This is a genomic window from Thermococcus kodakarensis KOD1 (assembly GCF_000009965.1).
GTDB classification, from domain to species: Archaea; Methanobacteriota_B; Thermococci; order Thermococcales; family Thermococcaceae; genus Thermococcus; species Thermococcus kodakarensis.
In genome coordinates this window covers 14,089-37,873 of the sequence record NC_006624.1, presented here as the reverse complement: position 1 = coordinate 37,873, position 23,785 = coordinate 14,089, and the positions used below count along the sequence as shown (strand labels likewise).

25 protein-coding genes, 1 rRNA gene and 2 pseudogenes are annotated in these 23,785 nt (G+C 52.2%); 10 read left to right on the top strand and 18 right to left on the bottom strand.

Features of this window, described 5'->3' with window-relative positions; translation table 11 throughout:
* Nucleotides 1–3: 3 nt before the first annotated feature.
* The 10 genes and pseudogenes from TK_RS00225 to TK_RS00185 form a co-directional block, all read right to left on the bottom strand.
* A complete protein-coding gene (locus TK_RS00225; RefSeq protein WP_011248998.1) occupies nt 4–480 on the bottom strand; it encodes a flagella accessory protein C in 477 nt (158 codons plus the stop codon).
* A gap of 13 nt (nt 481–493) precedes the next feature.
* A complete protein-coding gene (gene flaB5, locus TK_RS00220; RefSeq protein WP_011248997.1) occupies nt 494–1,321 on the bottom strand; it encodes a flagellin B5 in 828 nt (275 codons plus the stop codon).
* 11 nt (nt 1,322–1,332) lie between these two features.
* The gene (gene flaB4, locus TK_RS00215) at nt 1,333–1,992 is read right to left on the bottom strand and encodes a flagellin B4 (protein ID WP_011248996.1); all 660 of its coding nucleotides are present in this window, start codon (nt 1,990–1,992) and stop codon (nt 1,333–1,335) included.
* 57 nt (nt 1,993–2,049) lie between these two features.
* Nucleotides 2,050–2,826 (bottom strand): flagellin B3, encoded by a 777-nt coding sequence (gene flaB3 / locus TK_RS00210; protein WP_011248995.1) that lies wholly within the window; start codon nt 2,824–2,826, stop codon nt 2,050–2,052.
* Nucleotides 2,827–2,840: 14 nt separating this feature from the next.
* A complete protein-coding gene (locus tag TK_RS12335) occupies nt 2,841–4,064 on the bottom strand; it encodes a hypothetical protein (RefSeq protein WP_394295117.1) in 1,224 nt (407 codons plus the stop codon).
* 177 nt (nt 4,065–4,241) lie between these two features.
* Nucleotides 4,242–4,583: pseudogene (locus tag TK_RS11770) on the bottom strand (archaellin/type IV pilin N-terminal domain-containing protein); the annotation flags it as partial.
* Between the two features lie 39 nt (nt 4,584–4,622).
* Nucleotides 4,623–5,507: a flagellin B1 gene (gene flaB1 / locus TK_RS00200; protein ID WP_011248993.1), complete on the bottom strand. Its 885-nt coding sequence runs from the start codon at nt 5,505–5,507 to the stop codon at nt 4,623–4,625.
* Nucleotides 5,508–5,638: 131 nt separating this feature from the next.
* Complete coding sequence (locus tag TK_RS00195) at nt 5,639–6,598, bottom strand: class I SAM-dependent methyltransferase (protein WP_011248992.1); 960 nt, start codon at nt 6,596–6,598, stop codon at nt 5,639–5,641.
* Between the two features lie 9 nt (nt 6,599–6,607).
* Nucleotides 6,608–6,937: a helix-turn-helix domain-containing protein gene (locus TK_RS00190; protein ID WP_011248991.1), complete on the bottom strand. Its 330-nt coding sequence runs from the start codon at nt 6,935–6,937 to the stop codon at nt 6,608–6,610.
* 255 nt (nt 6,938–7,192) lie between these two features.
* Nucleotides 7,193–8,470, bottom strand: coding sequence for a PQQ-binding-like beta-propeller repeat protein (locus TK_RS00185; protein WP_011248990.1), 1,278 nt, complete (start codon nt 8,468–8,470; stop codon nt 7,193–7,195).
* A gap of 69 nt (nt 8,471–8,539) precedes the next feature.
* On the opposite strand from TK_RS00185, the gene TK_RS00180 reads away from it, so the two are divergent.
* A complete protein-coding gene (locus TK_RS00180) occupies nt 8,540–9,283 on the top strand; it encodes a PH0542 domain-containing protein (RefSeq protein ID WP_011248989.1) in 744 nt (247 codons plus the stop codon).
* On the opposite strand, the gene TK_RS00175 is transcribed toward TK_RS00180, so the two are convergent.
* Nucleotides 9,254–10,309 carry a hypothetical protein gene (locus TK_RS00175; protein ID WP_011248988.1) on the bottom strand — a complete coding sequence of 352 codons (1,056 nt, stop codon included), beginning with the start codon at nt 10,307–10,309 and terminating at the stop codon, nt 9,254–9,256. The genes TK_RS00180 and TK_RS00175 overlap by 30 nt on opposite strands.
* A 74-nt stretch (nt 10,310–10,383) precedes the next feature.
* Nucleotides 10,384–10,505, bottom strand: a 5S ribosomal RNA gene (gene rrf, locus TK_RS00170).
* 53 nt (nt 10,506–10,558) lie between these two features.
* Between rrf and TK_RS00165 the strand changes: the two genes are divergently transcribed.
* Nucleotides 10,559–12,061 (top strand): hypothetical protein, encoded by a 1,503-nt coding sequence (locus TK_RS00165; protein WP_011248987.1) that lies wholly within the window; start codon nt 10,559–10,561, stop codon nt 12,059–12,061.
* Nucleotide 12,062: 1 nt separating this feature from the next.
* Entirely contained in the window at nt 12,063–12,461 is a 399-nt protein-coding gene (locus TK_RS00160) for a ribonuclease P protein component 4 (protein WP_011248986.1), read from the top strand.
* Here TK_RS00160 and TK_RS00155 read toward each other — a convergent pair.
* Both TK_RS00155 and TK_RS00150 read right to left on the bottom strand, forming a co-directional pair.
* Entirely contained in the window at nt 12,423–12,992 is a 570-nt protein-coding gene (locus tag TK_RS00155) for a cyclase family protein (protein ID WP_011248985.1), read from the bottom strand. The genes TK_RS00160 and TK_RS00155 overlap by 39 nt on opposite strands.
* 47 nt (nt 12,993–13,039) lie before the next feature.
* Nucleotides 13,040–13,918 carry an MBL fold metallo-hydrolase gene (locus TK_RS00150; protein ID WP_011248984.1) on the bottom strand — a complete coding sequence of 293 codons (879 nt, stop codon included), beginning with the start codon at nt 13,916–13,918 and terminating at the stop codon, nt 13,040–13,042.
* Nucleotides 13,919–14,011: 93 nt separating this feature from the next.
* Between TK_RS00150 and TK_RS00145 the strand changes: the two genes are divergently transcribed.
* From TK_RS00145 to TK_RS00115, 7 genes are all read left to right on the top strand, one after another.
* Complete coding sequence (locus TK_RS00145; protein ID WP_011248983.1) at nt 14,012–15,277, top strand: adenosylhomocysteinase; 1,266 nt, start codon at nt 14,012–14,014, stop codon at nt 15,275–15,277.
* 27 nt (nt 15,278–15,304) lie between these two features.
* Nucleotides 15,305–15,961 carry a tRNA (N6-threonylcarbamoyladenosine(37)-N6)-methyltransferase TrmO gene (tsaA, locus tag TK_RS00140; protein ID WP_011248982.1) on the top strand — a complete coding sequence of 219 codons (657 nt, stop codon included), beginning with the start codon at nt 15,305–15,307 and terminating at the stop codon, nt 15,959–15,961.
* Nucleotides 15,955–16,608 (top strand): HAD family hydrolase, encoded by a 654-nt coding sequence (locus TK_RS00135; protein WP_011248981.1) that lies wholly within the window; start codon nt 15,955–15,957, stop codon nt 16,606–16,608. The genes tsaA and TK_RS00135 overlap by 7 nt, the downstream gene beginning before the upstream one ends.
* A 93-nt stretch (nt 16,609–16,701) precedes the next feature.
* The gene (locus TK_RS00130) at nt 16,702–17,691 is read left to right on the top strand and encodes a membrane protein (protein WP_011248980.1); all 990 of its coding nucleotides are present in this window, start codon (nt 16,702–16,704) and stop codon (nt 17,689–17,691) included.
* The gene (locus tag TK_RS00125; protein WP_011248979.1) at nt 17,691–18,584 is read left to right on the top strand and encodes a hypothetical protein; all 894 of its coding nucleotides are present in this window, start codon (nt 17,691–17,693) and stop codon (nt 18,582–18,584) included. The genes TK_RS00130 and TK_RS00125 overlap by 1 nt, the downstream gene beginning before the upstream one ends.
* A gap of 9 nt (nt 18,585–18,593) precedes the next feature.
* The gene (locus TK_RS00120; protein ID WP_011248978.1) at nt 18,594–19,088 is read left to right on the top strand and encodes a hypothetical protein; all 495 of its coding nucleotides are present in this window, start codon (nt 18,594–18,596) and stop codon (nt 19,086–19,088) included.
* Nucleotide 19,089: 1 nt separating this feature from the next.
* Nucleotides 19,090–20,094: an SPFH domain-containing protein gene (locus tag TK_RS00115; RefSeq protein WP_011248977.1), complete on the top strand. Its 1,005-nt coding sequence runs from the start codon at nt 19,090–19,092 to the stop codon at nt 20,092–20,094.
* Between the two features lie 27 nt (nt 20,095–20,121).
* Here the strand turns inward: TK_RS00115 and wtpC are convergent.
* The 4 genes and pseudogenes from wtpC to wtpB all read right to left on the bottom strand — a co-directional run bounded on the left by wtpC (nt 20,122) and on the right by wtpB (nt 23,721).
* Nucleotides 20,122–21,169, bottom strand: a pseudogene (wtpC, locus tag TK_RS00110) (tungstate ABC transporter ATP-binding protein WtpC).
* Nucleotides 21,170–21,174: 5 nt separating this feature from the next.
* A complete protein-coding gene (locus TK_RS00105) occupies nt 21,175–21,906 on the bottom strand; it encodes a DUF3226 domain-containing protein (RefSeq protein ID WP_011248975.1) in 732 nt (243 codons plus the stop codon).
* Between the two features lie 3 nt (nt 21,907–21,909).
* Complete coding sequence (locus TK_RS00100) at nt 21,910–22,929, bottom strand: AAA family ATPase (RefSeq protein ID WP_011248974.1); 1,020 nt, start codon at nt 22,927–22,929, stop codon at nt 21,910–21,912.
* A 48-nt stretch (nt 22,930–22,977) separates the two neighbouring features.
* Complete coding sequence (gene wtpB / locus TK_RS00095; RefSeq protein WP_011248973.1) at nt 22,978–23,721, bottom strand: tungstate ABC transporter permease WtpB; 744 nt, start codon at nt 23,719–23,721, stop codon at nt 22,978–22,980.
* Nucleotides 23,722–23,785: the final 64 nt, after the last annotated feature.

Sequence of the window (23,785 nt, the reverse complement as noted above, 5' to 3'; positions counted from 1 at the left end):
GCGTCACACCTCCGCTAGGACCTCGTATATGATCGAGTCCAGATCAACACCATATCCTGCGAGCACCTTAATGTCGTTTTTGATCTGTGCTATTTCGAGCTTGAGGTCTTCAAGCTCCTTTCTGATGTCCTGAATTTCGCTGGAGAGCGGGTTTTCCTGGCTCATCTGCTCCTTGAACGGGTTTATCTCCTGGCTTATGACCTCGTAGAGCATCATGACGTCTTTGATGGTCTTGTCAAGCCTGTCTATCTCGTCCCTCAGCTCCTGCATCTGCTTCTTGAGGGTGTCAATGCCTATCTTTATCCTCGGGAGGTCGTTCTCTATCTCGTTGACCCTCTCCATAAGCTGGTTCAGCTGTTCGTTCTCCTCCCTGTTCTCGACGGCCTCTTCAAGTTCCTCCAGGTCGATGTGCTCTTCCTCGGGGGCGGGGCTTTCCGTCTTTTTCTTCTTGAATAAAGATGAAAGGAAATCTAGCGCCATAAGCCCACCCCCATCACTGGAGTTCCAGTATGTTGTCAGTATACGTCGATGGTGTTGTGAAGTCTATGACGCCGCCCGCACCGTTCTCAGGTATGACCTTTCCGGTGACCTTGGTGCTCGGTGGCAGACCGAATCCATCGATCGGATTGTTGTTATCATCAAACGGGAACGTCCACAGCATAATGGCCGCTATGTCACCCCAGCTGAGGCTGGGGTGGTTCTCACTGTCAAGGCTCTCGTCACCGTCCTGAACGACCGCAATTCCAAAGAGGAGTTTACCGTAGTCCTTATCATTATTACTGGTCTTGTTGTAGGCGCTGTAGAGGTTCCACCAGACGGCGCTTATGTCGATGTTGTCCGTTATGTAGAACTTATTGTTGGGGTCAAACCCGGTGGGGTACTTACCTTTATAGTACGGCTCCCACTTCTCATAGGCAAAGACGTTAGCGATGTCCCCTGTGTAGTGGATGTAAGCTGGCTGGATATCACTGTTTTTGTCCTCATTGGGGTCGTAGTAACGATAAACGGCCATCCTCTTGCCGTCGCTTATGACGACCTTAACGTGGGCAAGGTCAATGCCACCGGATCCGGCATTCGGGCTGACGTAGAGGACGAGTCTGGTTATATTGTGGGCGCCGGGTGTTGAACCGTTGATGTAGCCGTAGACGTTGAGCACCTTAATTCCGCTCGCGACCTCCTGGGTGGTCTGCCTGCCGGCGCTCATTGCCTTCTGCTGGAGGTAGCCGCTGGTGCTTATGAGCACTCCAGCGGCCACCGCGGCAACCAGCACCATGGCAATGAACACGATGAGCGTTCCAATGCCTATTGCTCCCCTCCTCATCTCACATCACCTCACTGGAGCACCATCACGTTGTAGCTGAACGTGGCCGGCGTGGTGAAGTCGAGCACACCGGCGGCGCCCCTCTCGGGGATGACCTTTCCGGTTATCCTGGTGCTCGGGCCTATGCCGTCCTTATCCTCGTACTCGAACATCGTCGTCCAGACGCATAGCGCGACCATGTCACCGAACTCAAGCGTCGGGTGGGTTCCCTGCATCTCGCTGCCTATGTCGTTGATGACGGCTATGCCAAAGCTGGCCGTTCCATTTGTGCTGTTCCACACGCCAACGTAGGTCATGTTGAAGAGGTCCTTAACGCTCTCGGCGTTCTGGAAGCTACCCGAGTAGTTGTAAACGACCAGCCTCCTTCCGTCGCTGAGAACTATCTTAACGTTGCTCAGGTCGATGCCCTCACTGCCTGCGTTGGGAGTTATGAAGATAGCCATCCTCTCTATTGTGCCGTTGCTCGGGGGTGTGGCGTTGGTGTAGCCGTAGACGTTGAGCACCTTTATTCCGCTGGCTACCTCCTGTGTGGTCTGCCTGCCAGCGGCCTGAGCCTTCTGCTCAAGGTAGCCCGCTGTACCGATGATGACCCCTGCGGCCACTGCAGCAACCAGCACCATTGCGATGAAGACGATCAGCGTGCCGATGCCTATTGCTCCCCTCCTACGCATAGCACCACCTCCAAAGGGTTGTTAAAGAACGAAAGGGAGAAAGAAGAGCCGCTGGAATCACTGGAGCTCCATGACGCTCTGGGTATAGGTTGACGGTGTGGTGAAGTCAATGACGCCAGGGGCACCGTGCTCCGGAACGACCTGGCCGGTTATGTGGGTGTTGGGCTTGATGCCTTCGCCGAAGACGCCATCTGGTGTGGGTGAGTATGCCTGGAGGTTACCGTTGCTGTCAACGTAATAATTGCCAACCCTGACGGCGATTATGGCGATGTCACCCTTGTTGAGGGTCGGGGTGAGCGGCTTGAGGGAGCCGTCGCTGTCCTGGACGACTATGATGCCGAAGGTCTTGTCGTTGAGTTCGCTCCAGGTGATGTACTGATCGCCATCGTAGGCCGTTGTGCCGGTGTCATCCTCAAACACGTTGTCGGGCATGCCGACGGCGAAGACGTCTTTGTCAAGCGTTCCATCACTGTCAGCGTCCGAATTGTCATACTTCAACACGGCCTCGATACTGCCGTCGCTGAGTATTACCCTGACCTTCTTCATGTCGATGCCGGCACTTCCGGCGTTCGGGCTGACGTAGATGGCAAGCTTGCTTATTGGCTTGTACACCTTGTTGCTATCGTCGTATGGTGCATAGCCAACGATGCTCGTTACCTTTATTCCGCTGGCTACCTCCTCGGTGGTTTGCCTTCCAGTGCTCTGGCTCTTCTGCTGGAGGTAGCCGCTGGTGTTGATGAGCACTGCCGCGGCAACTGCCGCAACGAGCACCATGGCGATGAACACTATCAAAGTTCCAATACCAACCGCACCACGCTTCTTAAGGAACCTCATCTCTCATCACCCCCTCACTGAAGCTCGATAACGTTGCTGTTGAAGCTGGTCGGTGTGGTGAAGTCGATGACGCCTGGAGCACCGAACTCTGGGACGACTTTGCCGGTGATGTGGGTCCTTGGAGCAAAGCCGCCGAAGATTCCCTTGACGTCAAGGGTGAGTACCGCTATGTCGCCCTCGGTGAGGGTCGGGGTGGTTGCCTTGAGGCTTCCGTCAGCGTCCTGGAGGGCTATGATACCGAAGTTGGTGTTGGCCCTGAGGGCAGCCCACGCACCGTTCGCGTCACCGAAGATTCCACCGTTCACATTGTCGAAGCCCGTGAAGGCGGCGCCGTAGAGGCCATCCGTGCTGTCGATGACGTCTATGTTAACGTCCTTGATCTGAGCCACAGTTCCACTAAAGGCGTTATTCTCTTGGCCCTGTGTTCCCCACTCAAAGCTGACGCCGTTTATGGTCACCTTGATGTAGTCCACATCGGTTCCATCAGCACTATTGCCTTTGTCCTCAGCGTATATATCAACAACGTTCGGGCCCGCTTTTATCGGAATCTTAGTGTCTCCTAATACAATTGTAGCGTTCTCTGAAGCGTAGAATACAGCATGGCCAGTATAGATATAGTAGTCGGTACCACTGGATGTTTGGTCATCAACTACACTAAGGTCTAATGAAACAGGTGTCGGGGTACCACTATTGTCCTGAAGGAACTTAAGGGTTACTGTGTCGTCACCACCAAGCTTGGGGGTAGTTTCAGAACCCAAGCTGTAGTCTATCTCAAACATTACGTCTCCCGTGCCTGAGTTGGGGTCGTTGTAGTCCGCAACGTTGATTGCTCCCAAAGAGAAGTCACCATCTGAATCGAGGGTCACCTGGTTGTTTGTCGTAACGTCTACAACTGTAACCGTAGTGCCTGCCTTGTCAAGGTTCTGCGGAACACCCCAGGTTATCTTGCTGTCCGGGAAGTCCTTGTTGTAGATGACGAGGTAGTCTATATTGCTGAGTGAGCTGGCATCAATGTCGTATGCCTCAACGACTATGGTGTTGGCACCTGCCTTGAGCGGGAGCTTTCCGACGACGTTGCCATTCTGGTCGAAGAGGACTATAACCGCATCGTACTGGGAGTAGAGGTAGTAGTTACTGGCGCTATCAGTGGTGAAGGTTTCTTTGTAATCGTTGGTGCCGCTATCACCATAGTAGTTGTTGCTAGTATCGGTTGTAATGGTAAATCGGTTTATACTCACTGAGTTACCATTACCATCAGCAATAGTTAAGCTGCCGCTTGCATCGAACACTATCTTCAAACCAGCAGAGAAGTCTAGCCCTGTTCCCCCGCTGGTCCAGTCTGGCTCTGAGGTCGCAAATGCCAGCTTCAATGTCGTTGTCGTTTCACTCACGAACGTTCCGCTCTCCGGAACGTAGTAGTTGTATATCGCCTGCTTGTCGCCGTTGCTGAGTATCACTCTAACCTTCTTCATGTCGATGCCAGAGCTTCCGGCGTTCGGGCTGACGTAAACGGCGAGCCTCTCTATCTTGCCGCTGGCCGGCGGGTCGGCCGGGTCGTAACCGATGACCTTCATAATCTTAAGTCCGCTCGCAACTTCCTGGGTGGTTTCCCTGCCAGTGCTGGAAGCCTTCTGCTGGAGGTAGCCGCTGGTGTTGATCAGCACTGCAGCCGCTACCGCGGCCACTAGAACCATGGCAATGAACACAATCAGGGTGCCTATTCCCACAGCACCCCTCTTCTTCAGTCCCCTAAACATGGCCTCTCACCTCCTCAATAATGTGGAAAGGAAATGACATCACTGGAGCTCCATAACGGCCTCAGTGTAGGTGCTCGGGGTGGTGAACTCGATGACGCCAGGAGCGCCGAACTCCGGAACGACCTCACCGGTGATCTTGGTACCGGCGGGGATTCCCTCGCCGAAGACGCCCTGTATGGTATCAGTAGTATCGCTATTGCCATTAACGTCAATGTAGTCGTACTTGGCGCCACCAGTTTCGTAGACAGCATTGTCGTCATTTGAAGGATTACCTGTGTACTCCTCAAGGCTTCCAACGAGGACCGTGAGGACTACGAGGTCGCCCTTGTTGAGGGTCGGGTAGTCTTCGGTGAGGCTGTTGTCGGCGTCCTGGATGACGATGATACCGAAGTTCTTGGCCGGGTCGTGGTTGGTACCCGTGTAGTAGAGGTTCTTCCAAGCGGCGAGACCACTGTGCTCATTATTCCAGTTGGTACCATCTGATGAATACTTAAAGTACAGGTCAAAAATGTCGTTCTGGACGCCCTTGGTGAATGCGTCGTAATCATCATCCGGTCCACCAGCGTACTTGAGAACGGCCTCCTTCTCACCGTTGCTGAGAATGACCTTGGTGTTGCTGAGGTCGATTCCCGAGCTTCCGGCGTTCGGGCTGACGTAGATGGCGAGCTGCCTTATGTAATCAAGCTCCGTTGAATCGGATCCAATGTTGGTATACGGGAGGTCTGTCTTACCGACGACTCTCTCGACCTTTATTCCGCTGGCTACTTCCTGGGTGGTCTCTCTTCCAGTAGCCTGGCTCTTCTGCTGCAGGTAGCCGCTCGTGTTGATCAGCACTGCCGCGGCCACTGCCGCCACTAGAACCATGGCTATGAAAACAATCAGGGTTCCAATACCAACCGCACCTTTCCTTGTTCTGGTCTTCATTAGCCACGCACCCCCTAGGGGTTCTTTGCACTAATCTTTACAACGGGATTATATAAAGGCCTTTTTTGTTGTTGGTAGTGTAAGTAGGAGTGTACCTACATATGTAGGTACACAAACAAAAAAATAAGAACTCATAATTTTTCCAGAAGAAGAACGCTCCTGCTCGGAGACCTTACACTCACTTTGAAGTTCAAACTGGAAACTATCCCCTCTATCTCTGAAACCGAGGGAAACCCTACAAAGTCCTTGTTAAGAGCCTCAAAAAACTCCAGCGCTGGGACGTACTTAAACCTGTCCCGGAAGGGATCAACGATAACGAGCTTTCCCCCTTCCCTGAGGCCCTCAAGGGCGTTTTTTATGGCCCTTTTCCTGTTCTGGATGTACTCAAGGACAAAGCTCATTATCACAACGTCGTAAGAGTTCACCGGGCGTATAATGGTAGCATCAATCTCCTTGAGGACAACGGGGAGGGCCTCGCCCGCGATTCTGGCCCGGGCTATGTCCAGGAGGGCATAAGAGTAATCCAAACCCAGATAAAAGCCGTTGTAGCCAACGAGCCTGCCGAAATAAGAGGGAGAAACCGACCCACAGCCGATATCCAGGACCGACATGCCAGGTTTTATCTCTGCAACTTCGGCTATAGCCCTACGATAGAGGTTGGAAAATGAGGTGCTCATTCTCATGTCCCAGAAGTCGGCGTCCTTATCGAAGTCCATAAGGATCTGGGGATGAGTGGGGGTTATGAAAGCGTAGTCAGCCATCTTGTATATCTCCTCAAGAACGGATGCCCAGTCTGAAACCAGGGCACCGTACCGTTCTGCCGCAACGACAAGGTTGTGAGAGAATTCCGCCAGCTCAATGTGATCGTTGGTCGTTTTGACCATGCCCAGTCTGTCGAGGGTCGCCAGAAAGCGGGAAAGGAGCCTTCTGTTTGGGATCCTAACTTCGTCCATGAACCTTGAAAGGGACGGCCGCTTTGAAAGCGCTGAAAAAATACCGCGCTTTACCCCAAGGGAGATTATAAAAAATAGGGACATCTCGGTCATAAGGTCTAGGTTGGTATCGACGGCGCGAACTAGGGAGGTGGGCATCTCTCCACCTCACAGGAAGCGCCGATAATAGCGGTGGTACTCCCTGAGGTAGTCCACGACCCTCTTGCCGTACTCTGTGAGACGGTAGTACTTGAAGCCGTTCCTGCTTATCTCCTCGACAAGACCCAGGTAAACGAGGGAGCTTTCGTTGTTGTACCTATTCCCAAGACCCACCAGCGCCCCACGGACGTTGGAGGGGTCCGAGCCGATTACCCGAGCTATCTCGGACAGGTAAGTTGCGGATGGGTATATCTCATTGAGATACATCAATATCCTCTTTCTGAGCTCGCTGCGGTGAAGGGAGCGCAATACCTGTGGTTCGATTACTACCGAGTTCATCCTGTCACCTCCGGAAATTCTGTGGCTGATTGTAGCCTGCTGATATTGACTGAGCATGTTGCCACAGTTTTATTAGCGGTTGAAAAGTATATAACTTTTTCGTATAGACTATGTCCCTTATTTAGCCTTAACGCCCATTAATAAGAGAACATCCAGTCACATTGCCACCCTTCAACATAGAATTTTATTACCAATCAGTTGCAGGATATCCAACACAGGTTGTTCGACAAATAGATTAAGAAAAAAGCAAAATTCTCAAAGTCTCTTAATCAGAAGCCCAAATAGTACAGCCAGCAGGACTATACCCGCCGGCCCACACGTTCCATTTTTGCCCTTGAGGGCACTGACGTCAATCACGTAGAACTCCGAACTGGCAGTCCCAACAACAGCTCTGTCACCGAGAACTGCGATGCTCCTTACATAGCCGGTGTTAGAGACACTTCCAACGACTTCTCCGCTCTCTGGGTCAAGAGCATAGAGGGAACCGACGCTGTAGATGTACGTTGTACCGTTCTCGGTCTTCTGCTCAAACTTACCCACGCCAACCAGGAGGAGACCGTCTGAGTAGGCCATCACTTTGGCCCTATATGGAAGCTCTTGCTCCCAGATCACCTGGCCCGACGGAAGCTTCAAGGACATCACACTGCCGTTTTGCCCATTGTACCCCGAGACATAAGCGGTGTCCCCAACCACGAGGATGTCCTCCACATAGAAGGCACTCCCCTTCATCAGTACTTCTCCATTGGGGGACACCAGATAAATCTCGCCCCTTGAATTGTCAAAGCCCGTTCCCAGGAGCGCACTGCCGTTCCACACCTCCATGTCCCTGACCCAGTGGCCGAGGGTTATGTTCCATAGGGGCCTTCCATCGAGGGAGAACGCGTAGAGCGACCCAAACTGGTGCGAGAAAGAATACCCCGATGGGAACCCCGAGGAGGCATAGATGACCCCCTTTCCAACCCTCACCCTCGAGAGCATGTCGTCAACGGAGACGTTCCATATAAAAGTTAGATTTTTTCCAAGGTTAACGGCGTAGAGACTGCCCCTGTAGGTTACCGAAGAGTTCGGGCCGGATATAAAGTAGTCACCGCCGGCTGCATAGATGACGCCATCTTTAACCGTGAAGTCGTAGAGCTTGCCCATGGTGTTGGCCACGGAGAGGATTCTGCTGGAGTTGTCAAAGAGTATCAATCCACCCAGACTGCCCGCGAGAACACCCCCATCGATTGGATGGAGCTTGACAACGTAGCCGGAAGCATTCTCCCACAGCTTTGAGCCGTTTAAGGAATACGCATAGAGCGTACCAAGGTAGTACACCCCTATCAGCCCCGAGGAGTTCGCGACCTGGCGGTAGGAGCAGGCAGCGTAGACAGTAGTGTTGGCAATCGCCACGGCCTCAATGCTCTTCTGATACTGGACATCACTGCACACCGAACCCTTCCACAGCACTGGGTTTTCCGAGCTTGAAACGGCAGGGAGAGTCAGCATTGCGATGATTAGCAACAGCGCTGAAACACCCTTTACCTTTCCCATGGTTTTCACCAAGAAAAGGTAATGAAAAGATTAATATAAAACCTTGCCGATCTCTACCGTGGTGGGAAGATGGAAAAAGAGCTGGACCTCAGGGAGGTCCTAGCAACAGGAGAACAGATACAGGAGATAATAGCACGGGCCATCATCGACAGAGAGTTCCTCAAAGAGGTAATCAGTCTCCTCGACGATGATCTCTGGACGGTTCAGAAAAACGCACTCAGAGTTATTTCTGCAATAATGGAGGAAATACCCTCACTCCAGGAAGCCCTTGTTACGAAACTAATGGTCATGGTTCGGAAGAGTGAGGCCGTTCCACTAACTCAGGAAATAGCAAGAACATTCGGCTTACTGGCAAGGATTAACCCCGAGGAAGTCAGAAAAGTTGTGCCGATAATCTTCGCAAACTACCGCCTTGGTGATCCAAAGATTAAGATAAACATGACTTACGTGCTTGAAGAAATCATGAGGGCAAACCCATCACTCCTCAGCGGAGTTTTCAAAGACATAGGAATATTGCTCACATCAAAGAACAATGCAGACAAGCTCGCCGCCCTCAACTTCATCGCAGCACTTGGGGATAACGGGCTTAAGTATGTGACTCCGTTCCTTCCAAAGCTCTTTGCGCTCCTAAATGACAAGGACGAGGTTGTTCGCGCGAGTGCAGTCGAGACCCTTGAGAAGCTGGCGGAGAAAAACAAGAAGCTTCGTGCTATAGTCATCGAAAAGCTCAAGGAAATGAAAGACCCAAGCGACCTAGTAAAGCACAAAGTCGAGGAAGCCCTCTCAAGACTCCTCCTCCTTGAGAAGGAGTGATTCCTGCTCAGTGTTCTCGCTCGAAGTCCTCTCCTGGAGGAGCATCTTAAGGGCATCTTTGAGCTTTTCATTCTCCCTACGCAGTCTCTCGTTTTCCTCCTTTAAAACGTCCATCTCCGCCACTGCCGCCTTTACCTCTCCCAGAATCTTCTCAAACTTCGAGCGCGGAATGAATTCCTTCTTGATTATCTCAATGGCAGAAGAAACATCCCTGGCACCGGTAATCTCAAGCAGCTGCTTTTCAACTGCCTTCATTTTCCTAAGCTGGACCTCATAGGCGTTAATCTTTTCTCCCAGCTTCTCAACCCGCATGGTCATTTCATCCATCAATGCCAGTCTCTTTCTCAGTTCCTCAAGCTCCCTCTCCTTTTCGAGCAGCTCTCTTTTCAGGGCTTCATTTTCCCTGGCAAGGCCCTTCAACTTGACGTTTTCCTGGACGAGCCGTTCGTAGTGCTCCTGAATCTCTTTGAGTGTTCTTGCAAGTTCAACACCCACCGAGAGCGTCTCCTGCTCTAGCTCCTTCTTAAGCTCCTCAACCTTTTCGGCAACTATCTTCCTCATTTCCTCATCAAGCTTCTGAGAATAGGCGCCCTCCAGCCTTTTATAGAGCTCAGCAGGAAGCCCCTCAAGCTTCTCCTCAAGCTCGTTCATGCGGGGAATTATCGCCTCCACGCTGTCCATAAAGAGGGTTCTCTGTTCCAGGGTGGAAATCCTGTCCTCAAGCTCCTTCAGGCGCTTTTCAAAAGAAGTATTCTGCTCCCGCTGGGTGCTGTGGAAGTAGTCAAGATTAGAGGACAGCCTCTCTATTCTCTCACTAAGGTGCCCCCTCTGAATTTTAAGCTCCCGGATAAGGGCGGCTATGGCCTGGAGGGATATCAGATGATAAGCTCCTAGGTTTTCCGCCTCGGGAATAATCGACTTAATCTCGTCCCAATTGTGTAAACTCTTCAGTTCCTCAATTATCTCCGGATGATTCTGAACTATGTAATCCCAATCCCCCTTGCCCCCCTTGGATTTGCCGAGCATAACAACCGACCAGAAACAGTAACGTTTCAAAATTTAAATAGCTTTTGTGTAGATAATTACGACAGAAGGTTAGTGGCCGGCGGCGTTCCCGGTTTCCCGCCCCCTCTCGGAGGGCAGTACACCCGGGAACGCTGGCGGGCTTAACTTCCGGGGTCGAAACGAGACCGGGTGTGGCCCCGCCGCTATGGCCGCCGTACCGAGTATTGCTCCAAAGATGACTTTATAAACTTTACGGTCAAGCGAGTCACGATGGAGGAGCTCATAAAACTAATTCACCTTGAGAGAAAGCCCGCATTAACCCCTGAAAGAAAGGTTAAAGACTTCCTTAAAACCCTGCAAAGGACCAAAAATGGAGAGGATATCAGAGTTAGAGGATTCATTATTCTGAGAAAACCTCCAAACGCGCCCAGAGACGGGATTTACTACCTGCTCTCTCCACTCGCTCCCTCCGAGATGAAAAGCTACCGCGAACCCAGGGCTTACCTCGTCGTCAAGATAAACGAGGACACAAGAATAGACGCAAGGATACAACCTGGTGAATACGTAGAGGCTGAGGGAATACTCGACGCTTATCCTTTCGGAACTCTGAGACTGCTCCACGCGAGGAGAATATCGCCTGCTGACTACTCCGAATACTGGAAGGACTACCGTTCGCTGGCGCTGTCAAAAAGCGAACTTGAGAACTTAGTCTCGGATACTATCTACGCCAGCTACGAGTTAGAGAGGGCAATTATGTATTCCATCCTTACAGCACCTTTTGTGGTGGGTACGAACTGGCTTGATGGGTTCACACTTTCAGGGTTCAAAGGACTCGATGGCTCAAAGAACGTCACGCTTTCCCTGTGGGAGGCTCTAAAATACATCTACTCTCTTCTTCCTTGGGAGATGCAGTTGCGGAGGGACAGATGGGGAGAAGTTAAGGACGACGGACTTCTCGGAATAGACTTCAGGTTCACGCGGCCATCAAGAGCGGGCCCCCTTTACTATGTCCCCCACAACAAGACCCTGCTAGAAAGTGAAGTTCCAGTCCCGAAGTGGGCTCTGAAAACCTTTGAGAAAAAGGAGGCAACTTTCCTTACGCCGAGAGCAGGGATAAGACCCGAGGATGAAGCAGCGCTGTTGGCTGAAACGCCGTTTGTCCTGACAGAGCCAGTAAGTTATGAAAAAAACAGGGAGCTTGAGGAGCTGATCCCAAACCTGATAGTTACCGTAATGCTCGCCAGGGAAAGGCTCGGTACCCTAAACCCCTGGGAGCTTAAGGATTATGGAAGAAAATTTGAGAGTTTTCTCGCAAAGAACAGACGGGAGTACGGCGAGCTGTTCGATGCGCTCACCCTCTCCGGGAAGGTCTTCAACGCGAACCTGCGCTACCGTCTGGGAGCGAGGCTGTTGGGTTCAATGGCCCGTCTGGAGGGACGGCTCTCAAAGCCGCTGATAACTGACCTAATCGGGATTTACCAGGAACTCACCGACCTCTGGGTAAACGAACTCCCCGAAAGGGAGAAGCTGAGGCTTGTGAGGGAATATGAGCGGTACGTCGGGAGTGATAAGCTCGCCGGCAGGGCACTCGGAATCTTTGCTGACCTAGAGGCAACGAGGAAGGACGGCACAGTTTCGAGGGAAGAGTTCATAAGTGCACTTGTAGAGTACGGGATTGCTAAGGGTAAGGCCGAGGAGATAGTAGATAACCTCCTCCGCGAGGGCTACCTTTACGAACCTCTCCAGGGTAAGCTCAGGCTAATAAGGTGGTAGCATGGGGAAAAAAGACATCAGGAGAAAGGAGCAGAGGGAAAAGAAGAGGATAGCCCGCGAGAGGGTGGAAACCCTTTTCACACTCGCGGAGAGGGTCTTCCCGTATTCGCCAGAGCTGGCCAACAGGTACGTGGAAATAGCCCTTTCTGTTCAACAGAAGGCCAAGATAAGGATGCCGAGGAAATGGAAAAGGCGCTACTGCAAGAAATGCCACTCCTTCCTCGTCCCGGGTGTGAACGCGAGGGTTAGACTCAGGGACAAGCCCTATCCCCACGTCGTTATAACGTGTCTGAACTGCGGCAACATAATGCGCTATCCATACCTGAGGGAGAAGAAAGCTCGGAGGAAGTATGCCTCTAAATCAACCGAGAATGGCAACGGCCCTGACTGGACTTCCTGAGCCACCTTCTATCTTCAGCGGGAACGCTATGAACGTGAACTCCCTTCCAAGGACTTCTTCAAGGTTTGCCAAGTTCTCGAAGATTGGAATTTCCTCTGAGAGAAAGATTGTATGGGTCGTCTCGTCCCCTATCGTCATGTGGTCGGTTCCAACGGCCTTAACTCCCTCGGCAACGAGGAAGAGGGCAACCTCCGGGGAAAGCTCCCTGCCGCCGGTGAGGAACAGGACTATCTTGCCGTAATAGCCAGAGTCGGGGATTTCTTCAAGCCTGACAGGGCCCTCCCCACCACGTACATCGATGACAAAAGCTTTGCCGATGAACTTATCGAGTGGAAGCTCATCCACGGTCTTTCCGCCGGGAACAAAGTGGGCTGGGGCATCCACATGCGTTCCTGAGTGCTCTCCCATCTTTATGACGTTCATGTAGTAGCCGTCAGTATCTATGAAAGCCCACGGACGAACCTTTATCTCCGGGTCGCCGGGATAAACTGGCGTCTCCTCATTGAGGGAAAGGGAAAGGTCAACTATCATAGACCCACCACTGAAATTTTGAGCTAATCCATATAAACCTTTTCGGACTATTCCTTCCGCCGAACCCATTTGAGGCCGTTCTCAACGACCGCTTCAAGTTCTCCCCTGTTGTAGAGTTCTGCTATTAGGGCCCTCACAGGCACAAGGTTCAGGGCAAGCTTCTTGGGAGTAAGCTCAACGCCCAAAGCGCGCATGATCCTGAAAGCAAGCTCGTCAACTGTCAGAGGTTCTCTGAGGAACTCCAAGGCAAGCTTCTCAGAGTCTTCGACTCGTTTGATATTGAATTCGAGAGTTTCAATGGCTTCTTCACCCGAGACTGATTTTCCGTGGGATGGTATCAGGAGGTAGCCTGAGCCTGCATACTCTCGCAGAGTCTCAAGGGACTTCCAGAAAAGTCCAACATCCACGAGGTACGGCAGGCCAACCGACTGGAGGAGCCTCTCGCCGAAGAAGGAGTCCCCAGCGTAAATTAAGCCGTTCTCCTCATCTAAAAAGCCCGTCATGCCAGGGGAGTGGCCGTTGAGCTGAACTGCCTTTAAGCCGGCTATTTCATCGCCCCACTCAAAAACTCCGTGAACTTTTACTTCCTCCGGAAAAGCATAGGCCAGAAACCCCTCTGGAGCCTTTGAGCCAAATGTCAGAATCTCCCTGTTGAGAGGGCTTTCAGCTATTGAGAACTCAAAGCGATGGGTGAGGAGGGGAGCGTCGATCTTTGGACATACCGAGACGTGGTCGGCGTGCCCGTGGGTTGCGAGCTGGAGATTTACCTCAAGTCCGAGCTTCCCGACTTCCCTCCTCAGGTCCTTGTGCCTCCCGCTTCCGTGGCCGGGATCAACGAGGACGGCATTTCCCTCATGAATCCGAATAAGAGTCGAGGGACTTCCTGGGTAGAGGTAAGCGCTGTCTCCGAGCTTTCTAACTCCCATCGTTTTCACCAAAGGGGATTGTTTTCAAAGCAGATAAACCTTCCCGGGGAGAGGCTTTTAAGCTCCTCCGTTGAGTTAAGGGCGGTGAAGTTTATGGACTGCACGAAGGATTACTGCGTTAAGGACATCTCCCTGGCACCGAGCGGGGAGAAGAAGATAGACTGGGTCTCCCGCTTCATGCCGGTTCTCCAGCACATCAGGAAGGACTTTGAAGAGAGGAAACCGTTTAAGGGCGTTAGGATAGCAGCGACTCTACACCTTGAGATGAAGACTGCCTTTCTGCTTCTGACGCTGAAAGCGGCTGGAGCCGAGGTTTCGGCAGCTGCCAGCAACCCACTCTCCACCCAGGACGATGTAGTTGCCGCTCTGGCAAAGGCGGGGGTCAAGGTCTACGCTATAAGGGGAGAGGACAGGGAGCAGTACTACGAGTTCATGCACAAGGCCCTCGACGTAAAACCGAACATCATCATAGACGACGGAGCGGATATGGTGAGCACGGTTTTGAAGGAGAGGCAGGAGCTGATTCCCGAAATATGGGGGGCAAGCGAGGAAACCACAACCGGCGTCATAAGGCTCCGTGCCATGGAGAAGGATGGCGTCCTCAAGTTCCCGATCATAGCGGTCAACGATTCCTACACCAAATACCTCTTCGACAACCGCTATGGAACCGGTCAGTCCACCTGGGACGGCATCATAAGGACTACTAACCTCCTCGTCGCTGGAAAGAACGTCGTTGTTGTCGGCTATGGCTGGTGCGGCAGGGGCATAGCAATGCGCGCGAGGGGACTTGGAGCGACCGTTATCGTCGTTGAGGTTGACCCAATAAGGGCTCTAGAAGCCAGAATGGACGGATTCCTCGTCATGGACATGATGGAGGCGGCGAAGGTAGGGGACATCTTCATAACTGCCACCGGAGACATCAACTGCATAAGGAAGGAGCACTTCGAGCTCATGAAGGACGGAGCTATTCTCGCCAACGCCGGCCACTTCGATGTCGAGATTTCAAAGCCTGACCTTGAGGCCCTCGCAGTTGAGATAAGCGAGCCAAGGCCGAACATCACAGAGTACAAAATGGCAGACGGGAGGAGGCTCTACCTCCTGGCTGAGGGCAGGCTTGTGAATCTAGCCGCTGCCGACGGTCATCCAGCGGAGATAATGGACATGAGCTTCGCGCTCCAGGCGAAAGCCGCTGAGTACATCAAGGAGAACCGCGGAAGGCTTGAGCCGAAGGTCTACGTTCTTCCGAGGGAGATAGACGAGATGGTGGCGAGGATAAAGCTCGCCTCGATGGGGATAAAAATTGAGGAACTCACAGAAGAGCAAAAGAAATATCTGGAAAGCTGGGAGCACGGCACCTGACTCCCTTTCCATTTTTGAGGTGGGAGTATGGAGTTCGAGCCCCTCAAAATAGTCCCCCTCGGCTACGTGAGAAAGGACGAGGAGCTTCATGAGACGTTCATTGAAATCCTTCCCGAGTTCAGAGGGGCCATTGATGGTCTCCGTGAGGGGGACTGGATAAAGCTCGTCCTGTGGTTCCACGAGAGCGACACCCCTGCCAGGCGGAGGGTTCTTAAGGTTCATCCCTACGGCAACCCAAAGAACCCGCTCACTGGGGTTTTCGCGACGCGCTCACCGTACAGACCGAACCCGATAGCACTCTACACAGTCAGGGTACACAGAATAGATGAAAACAGGCTCTATATTGATTGGATTGATGCTCACGACGGAACGCCCGTGGTGGACATAAAGATATTCGTCGAGCGCTACGACTGTCCCAAGGAAGTCCCCATAGAGGAACGGGAAGCCCACATACGGGAGGGCAGAATGATAGGTGAGGTGAACATCATCCCGCGGAGGAGCGAACATCTGGATGAGCTTGAGGAGGTCTCACCTGGGGAGTACGATGCCCTCATCCTTGAAATCGGCCCGAAGACAACAACGCTGACCGCCAAAGAGCTGAAGGACTTGATAGAGGCCCTAAAAGAGGTCTACGATAGCCTTCCCGTTGAGATTAAGGACAAGCTCGGTGAGCTGAAATGCTGAGGGGTGTTATCTTCGACGTTGACGAGACACTCGTTTATTATGAGGGCTACGACCCAAAAAAATGGTTCGAGGAGTGGGTAAAGCGGGAGCTTGAAAAACACGGAATAAACCTTGACTACGAGCTCTACTCCAAGACCGCCCGTCTGGAGCTCCCCAGGACTTACGTGAAGAAACTCGGCATAGACCCGGTGGAACTGTGGAAAATCATTGACGCAGCGAATAACAGATATCGGAAGAAAATGCTCGCCGAGAGGAAGATAAAGGCTTTTCCCGACGTTTTGGCACTCGAAGAGCTGAAAAAACTGAACCTTAAGCTCGCGGCAGTGAGCAACGCCTCCCTTGGGAACACCCTCCTCGTACTGAGGGCCTTTGACCTCAATAAGTACTTTGACCTCGTTCTCGGGAAGGACTACTCGAATCTCGACGGGGTGAAGCCCAATCCGTATCTGATTCAAAAGGCGCTCAGAATGCTCAATCTCCGGCCAGAGGAGGCTATAGTTGTGGGCGACAGTTCGAACGACGTCCTAGCAGCTCACGGGGCTGGAGTTAATGCCGTAAACATGATCAGGTTTGGAAAGGTTGAAGGAGCAGACTACTACGTGAAAGACCTCTGGGAGCTCGTGGAGCTTGTTAAAGGCATGTTATAATGGGAGTTTAACAGTCGTCATAACGCCTCGGTTTTTCTTTTAAAATATCCTTAAAAACTCTAAAGTCCTTTACTAACTATGAGAGTGGTCAACATGGAGGAGTTCACTTTTAGGTGTGAGCGCTGTGGGGCGCCGCTTGAGGTTTCTCCCGAAACGATAATCGCGGTCTGTCCCTACTGCGGTTATCCGAACCATATAAGTGGCAACATAAAGACCGAGAACATCTACATCGTCCCCTCCCTCGACAAGAACGCGATAGCCCAATCCTTCTGGAAGAGGGTCGAGAAGGACTTCGACCTGAGAAGGATAAAGGATGACATCCAGATAGTCGGGATAGAAGGGCACTACGCCCCCTACTGGGCAGGAAAGGTGCACGTTGAGGGAACTGTAAGGTACATGAAGCGCGAGCAGGAGTGCCACACGGATTCCAAAGGAAATACCCACTGCCACACGGTCGAGAGGCACTACACGGAGAGGGTGAACGAGAACCTTTCACTCCTCGGCTCGGCCAGGAGGCAAGTAAAGAGCCTCGGCGTTGAAGATATGGTAAAGCACTTCTCAAAGAGCAGGCCGAAGGAGAAAAAACTCCTTGACCTCGACGAGGAGAGCTGGAGCAAAATAAAGCTCGAAATCCTCAACACGGAGATGGATGAGCTCCACGCGAAGCTCATGATGAGGGAAGACGCCGTGGACGTGATAAGGAACCGCTTTTTAGCGAAATCCGACAGGATAGAGCGGTTTGATATACACGCATCAGAACCGGAGAACGTCAGGCTCATCCTCCTTCCTCTGTGGACAATCTACTACAGGTACAGCAACTCGATATTCCAGACGGTCTTCGCGGGCTGGGATGGAAAGGCAGTCGCTGCCACCGAGCCGATGAACCTGTTCAGAAGAGCCGAATACCTGGCAGGGGCAGGGGTCGGGGCGCTGATAGCGGCCTTCGGCGGGGCATTGGTCTCAACATCGCCGGTCTTCGGAATACTGGTGATGGTTGGTGGAGCTGCCCTCGGCTGGGTCGCCGGCAGTAAGGCCCTCGAAGGGCAGAGGGTTGAAAGGGAAGGCTCCTTGGGGGTGATTTGATGGAGGTAACCTGCCCCGTCTGTTCGGCAACTTTCAAGGTTCCCGACACCGTCACGGTCGCGACCTGCCCCTACTGTGGGGCAACCTTCAAGGTCGAGAGCGGCGAGAAGGTTGGGGAGCACTTCTTCTTCTCGCCTATGAGGGAAGATCCCGCCGGAAAGCTCCTCAAGTTCCTCTCAAGACAGTACGGTGCCCCTGCCGATATTGTGGACGCGAGGGTAACTAAGAAGGAGCTCCACTGGGTTCCGGTCTACTTCTTCTACCTCCACGGGAGGGACAAGTACAAGGAGACCGTTGAAGAAGTCCGCTTTCTCGGGATTCCAGCAGGTTCGCCCTTCAAAACGCTCCTGATGAACTACCCGTTCCCGGTCAGGGGGAAGAAGTTCTTCGACGAGGCCATAGTGAAGAAGGGGAAGTACTACGAGCCGGAGATGCCAAGGGAGAAGGCGGAGGAGATAGCCCGCTCCCACATAACGACGGCGTTGCAGCAGGAGGTGAGGGAGGAAAGCGCCAGAACCGGTGAGTTCGAGCTTGAAGTGGTCTTCCAGGGTCTTGTGCACTACCCAGTCTGGGAAGTCCACTATGAGTACGATGGCCAGAGCTTCGTCAACTTCGTTGACGGGACCGATGGAAGGGTGATAAGAGCGGAGTATCCGCTGATGAGCGAGGCCAGGAAGAGGACTACTCTCCTCGGCATCGGACTTATCGGTGCCGGGGCGGTGCTCGGAATCATAGCGTCGGCCTACGCTGGAACAGTCTGGGGACTCATCGGCGGCCTCGTTGGTGGAGGCGCCGGAGCCGCAGGAGTCTTTTCAAAAGGCTCTGTTAGCAAGAGGGTTGTTAGCGAAGTTATGGGGATAAAGAAGGGCAACACCTACTTCATGCCCGTTTGAGGTGGTATTATGGGGAAGGAAACTTCGATATGGGAAAAGCTTGAGCTCGTCGTTCCCGGCTTCCACGGCTACAAGAAGAAGGAGCTCCTGAGGGAGGACGACAGGCTTGTGAGGGCAAAGGTAGCAGAGATACTCGCAGGGGCAAGGAGAGAGCTCGAAAGGGCCCTACAGAGGTGCGCAATGGTGAACTGCAACATGCTCATGGCGATAGAGGACATGAGGAAGAGGCTGATCATGCTCGAAGGGAAGGTCAAGCACGCCGAGGCAGGCTACGCCGGCTTTTTTGACAGGGTGAAGATAAAGGAGAAGGAGCTTGAGAAGCTCATCGAGTACGACGCGAAGATGATAGAGCTGGCCGAAGGGATCAGGGATAAGGCCGGCGCAATCTCCGGAGCCGTTGCCGATCCTCAAAGACTTGGTGGGGAGGTCTTCGCCCTCGATGACATGCTGAGGAACTTCGAGGAAGTCCTCGAAGGAAGGAGCGCAATACTGAGGGGTGAGTGATATGGTGCAGGTTATTGAGTGGGTCAATCCAGGAGAGGACGAGATAATCTGGAGGTACCCAAACGAGGTCATAAAGTGGGGCGCCCAGCTGGTAGTCCACGAGTATGAAGTTGCGGTCTTCATGCGCGACGGGAAGGTCTATGACGTCTTCGGGCCGGGCAGGCACACGCTGACGACCCAGAACCTTCCATTGCTTTACAAACTCGTCGGCGGGAGCAACAGCCCCTTTAAAGCGACGGTAATCTTCGTCAGCACCAAGGAGTTCCAGGGAAGGTACGGAGGCGAGACGCAGACGAGAGAGCTCGCTCCCATAAAGTACTACGGTGTCTACTGGTTCAAGGTTGCTGATCCTGTCCAGTTCCTGACGGAGGTCGTAGGTGGCCAGAGCCTCTACGACACGAGCGACGTTACGAAGTTCATCCGCGCTTACTTCAACGAGGGCATGATGAAGCACCTCAGTTCTTATTCCATCGTTGACCTCTTCCAGAACCTCGACATGGTCAGCACGCAGGTCAAGGTAAAGCTCATGGAGGACTTCAGGAGGCTGGGCCTTGAACTTGTGGATGTGAAGATAGAGGGCGTGAACACGACAGACGAGTGGAGGCAGAGGCTCTTCTGGATAATGCAGACTGGCAACGCCCAGGCTGTAATGCAGTTAGATACCGCGAAGCAGGTTGCTGCTGAACTCGGAAAGAGCGGAAGCGCCTCGGTTGGCACAGGAATGGTTCTCATTCCCCAGCTGATGCAGCCGCAGGCCCCGGCTCAGCCCGCCCAGCCCAATGCTGGAGGTGGAGTTCCTCCGGCAGGATACCAGAACCAGCCGGCACAGCAACAAGCCCAACCGCAGGCCCAACAGCAGGAGATATGCCCGTACTGCGGCAAGCCCCTTCCACCTGGAGCGAGGTTCTGTCCCTACTGCGGCCACGAGATAAAACGCTGTCCGAACGGCCACATAGTTCCTGAAGGAGCGAAGTTCTGCCCGGTCTGTGGGGCCAAGATTGAATGAGTCTTCCGCGTTTTCAAATTTTCAATTTTAAAAGACGTGGACGGCACTTGCCTTGAAGCCCACCCACACGTTTTTTCCAGCCTCAAGCCCCAGCTCCAGCACCGAAGAGCGGGTAACGAATGCTGAAAGCTCCACTCCACCGGCCTTTAGCCTTACGCGTACGCGGACCGAGCTCCCCGAGCTCCTCGACGTCGGCCTGGACTTCGGCCTGGAAGGTGTTTCTCATCGAGCTCTTCAGAGGTTCATCAGACAGCACGATGTCCTCTGGCCTTATCCCGACCCTGATTCTTCCAGAAGCCTCAATGGGAAGCTCTATCACGAGGCCGTTTGCGCGGAGAATTCTGCCCTCCGCGAGCCCTTCAACGATGTTTTCAAAGCCAAGGAATTTCGCAACTTCCTCGCTCGCTGGCCGTGAGAACACTTCTCTAACAGGGCCAACTTGAACGAGCCGTCCATTGAGCATGACCCCAACTCTATCTCCTAGACTCACGGCCTCCTCAAAGGAGTGCGTGACATGGAGGGCTGTGAAGCCAAGCTCTTTCCTCCACCTTTTCATTTCGTTAATGAGTCTTCCCCTTGTCTGTACGTCGAGGTTGGCAAAGGGCTCATCCAAGAGAAGAAGTTCAGGCTCAACTGCCAGGGCCCTCGCTATCGCTACCCTCTGCATCTCACCGCCGCTCAGGGTCTTCGGCTTTCTTTTGAGAAGGTGGGAAATGCCGAGGACTTCCGAGAGCTCTCTCACTTTCCGCCCAATTTCGGCTTTCGGAACCTTCCGCACTTTCAGGCCGAAGGCTATGTTGTCGAAGACGCTCATGTTCGGGAAGAGGGCGTAGTTCTGAGGTATATAAGCGAGACCCCTCTTCTCGGGCGGCAGGTCAGTTATGTCCTCCCCGTTCAGGAATATCCTTCCAGAGTCGGGCTCTATTATCCCCGCTATCACTTCAAGAAGAACCGTCTTTCCAGCACCGCTTGGCCCCAGTATTATGAAGTGCTCTCCCTTCTCTACCGAGAACGTTACATCCCTCAGATGGAACTCGCGGTAGTCCTTGGAGATTCCTTCAACCATAAGAACCATGATTCTCACCGAGCAATAGCGTTTAGGAATTCTTTCAATCCCGACTCGTTCAAAAACTCCTCCACGAGCTCCCTGTTTTCCCTGATTAGTTTCTCAATGAAGTTTCGGTACAGTCCCGACATAGAGTCTCCACCATAGTTCCGGGCGATTGCCAGGAGATGCATGATATCCTTTGGGGTGAGCTTTCTCCCCAAGTCTTTCCTGAGCTGACTTATAGAACCCTCTAGCTTTGAGAGGCTGCTTTCCTTCTTAGCTAGAAGAGCCATTAAGAGTTCAAGTTCTTTTTTTAGATCGATGTCCCTTGCATCAAAATCAACTTCCCCAATTCCAAATGGAATGACCTTTATCCCGTTTATCATGAGATATCCATCTTTTACATCGGGTTCAAAACCCCCACTCTGCAAAGTGCTTTTAGCCCAGTTTAAGATGCTCTCCTCGGTATCAACGTCCCTCGCAATCCCGATGATGGCGGGTGTATCCTCAAGCCTCTCAATCGCTTTGAAAATCAATTTAAGGGCGTTTTTTAGATTGTCCTTTCCGTTGGCGTGCCACACAACCAACCTAGTATCATCTTTACTCAGGCAGATTGCCCGTGATAGTCCTTTCTTTTTCGGACCTTCTTCTAAAACTGGAAGATCCTCACATTTGGCCTCTTTGAATCCATAAAGCTCTTTTATCAAAGGAAGAAAGAAACTAACATCAGTCCGACCTTCCAAAAGCAAAAGCCTAGTCTCCATGTTTCATCCCCTCAGATCCAATCCCAGGGTTTCCCTTAGTTCTTGCGATTCTTCAAAGGTTTCTATTGAGGCTTTTACGTTTCCGTTCTCACGCTTCATGTAAATCACCCTTCCATCAACCTTGCTTTCTAAGCCATATTTGATTAGCATGTCGATAAGCTCAATGCTGTGGGTGGTTAAAAACACCTGGACATCGTTTTGCTTTGCCCCTTTAACGAGGGTCTTGGACATGACCCTCAGGGACTTGGGGTGATGGAAGGCCTCTGCGGAGTCTATGAGAAGGTATCCCCCCTTTAAAAGCGATGCCAGAAACGCTATGATCATCGCGTTTTTGAATCCTTCTCCCATTAAGTAATATGGATAAACACCATATTTGGTCTCGACGTGGAGTATCCATTTATTTGCTTTGAACAGGGGACTAAACCCCTCAACCTCAGGATAAGCCTCGTTAAGGATGTTTATGCTTTCTTTTACAACCTTCCTCTCATAGCCAATGGAGTAGAGGCTCTCAACATATCCAAACTTACGGAGAGTCAGAGGAGTTATGAATTCAAAATTAAGACTGGGGTCAAATTTTGATGAAAGCAGGGATATAGACAATACATTGTTGTCAACTAGATTATGAATCTGAAATCCCGCACTAAACTTTGGATGCTCCTCATCGATCTGTTTTAGCGTAACTTTAAGGGTGGGCAATGCATTGAGTCCGGACATCTCCTTTTTTAGCACAAGCTCCCATGAAGCATCTATCTTCGTAGATACAATCCTAGCAAGTTCTGCCTTTGAATGAAATAAGTCCTCTATAGCCTGAGAACCATACCATCCGCGCCATATCAGGATTTCTTGAAGAGCGCTCTTAACTGACTGAATTCCTCCAAAAGCCGCCAAGAAAAGAGATAACGCCTCAAGCACGCTCGACTTGCCTGCGTTGTTTTTACCCGCAATTACATTAATCTGACCAAGATTACTCAGATTCAGCTTTTTTATGCCCCTGAAGTTCTCAATCTGAAGAGATGTTATCATAGCTCTCCCCTCTTCGTTATCGACGCTACTCTAATTAAAGTTTTATCCTCAAGCGTTCTTCCTCCCCACCAGCCAGCGGAGTATTACGAAGATTCCGAGGCTCAGGCTCACCATAATCACTGCTATAGGCCTCGATGCTCGCAGTCCGTAGTTGTTGAAGTACTCCAGGATGAGAACCTGGGCAGTTTTAGGGTAGTAAGCGACTATCAGTATCGCACCGACCTCGCTTATTGCCCTCGCCCACGTCATTATCGCCCCGCTCGCTATGGATGGAAACGCCATCGGGAGTGAAATAGACAGAAACGCCCGCCAGCGGGAAGCGCCGAGCGTTCTGGCGACGGCTTCAAGCTTCTCATCAACCGCAAGAAACCCATCCCTTGCGGCGTTGATCGTGAACGGAGCAGAGACGAAGAGCATCGCGGCTACTATCCCCTTATAACTGTCGAGGATTGAGTTTGAGAACGTGACGAGAAGCATTATGCCGACGACTGAGTGCGGTATGACTATCGGAACGTCCACCAAAGCCTGAACCGCGCTCTTTCCGGGGAAATCTTTTCTCGCCAGGACGTAGCCGAGCGGGACGCCGAAGAGAAGGGCTATCAGGGCGGTCGCGGTCGCGGTTAGAAGGGAGTTTCTGATGGCCTCTATCACATACGGATCGTGGAGGGTTTTAACAAGCATTTCCACGTCGGAGGCCTGTTTGAGGAAAATAACCGCTATCGGGACGGCTATGTAGGCTATCAGGAAGGTCCCCAGTGCTGCAAAGAGGTAGAGGGTGTAGTCCCGGCGCATCGCTCCAAAGTTGGAGGAATGCTTATTTAAGAGTTGTGGGTTTGTTAAGCTAAACTGCTTTCTC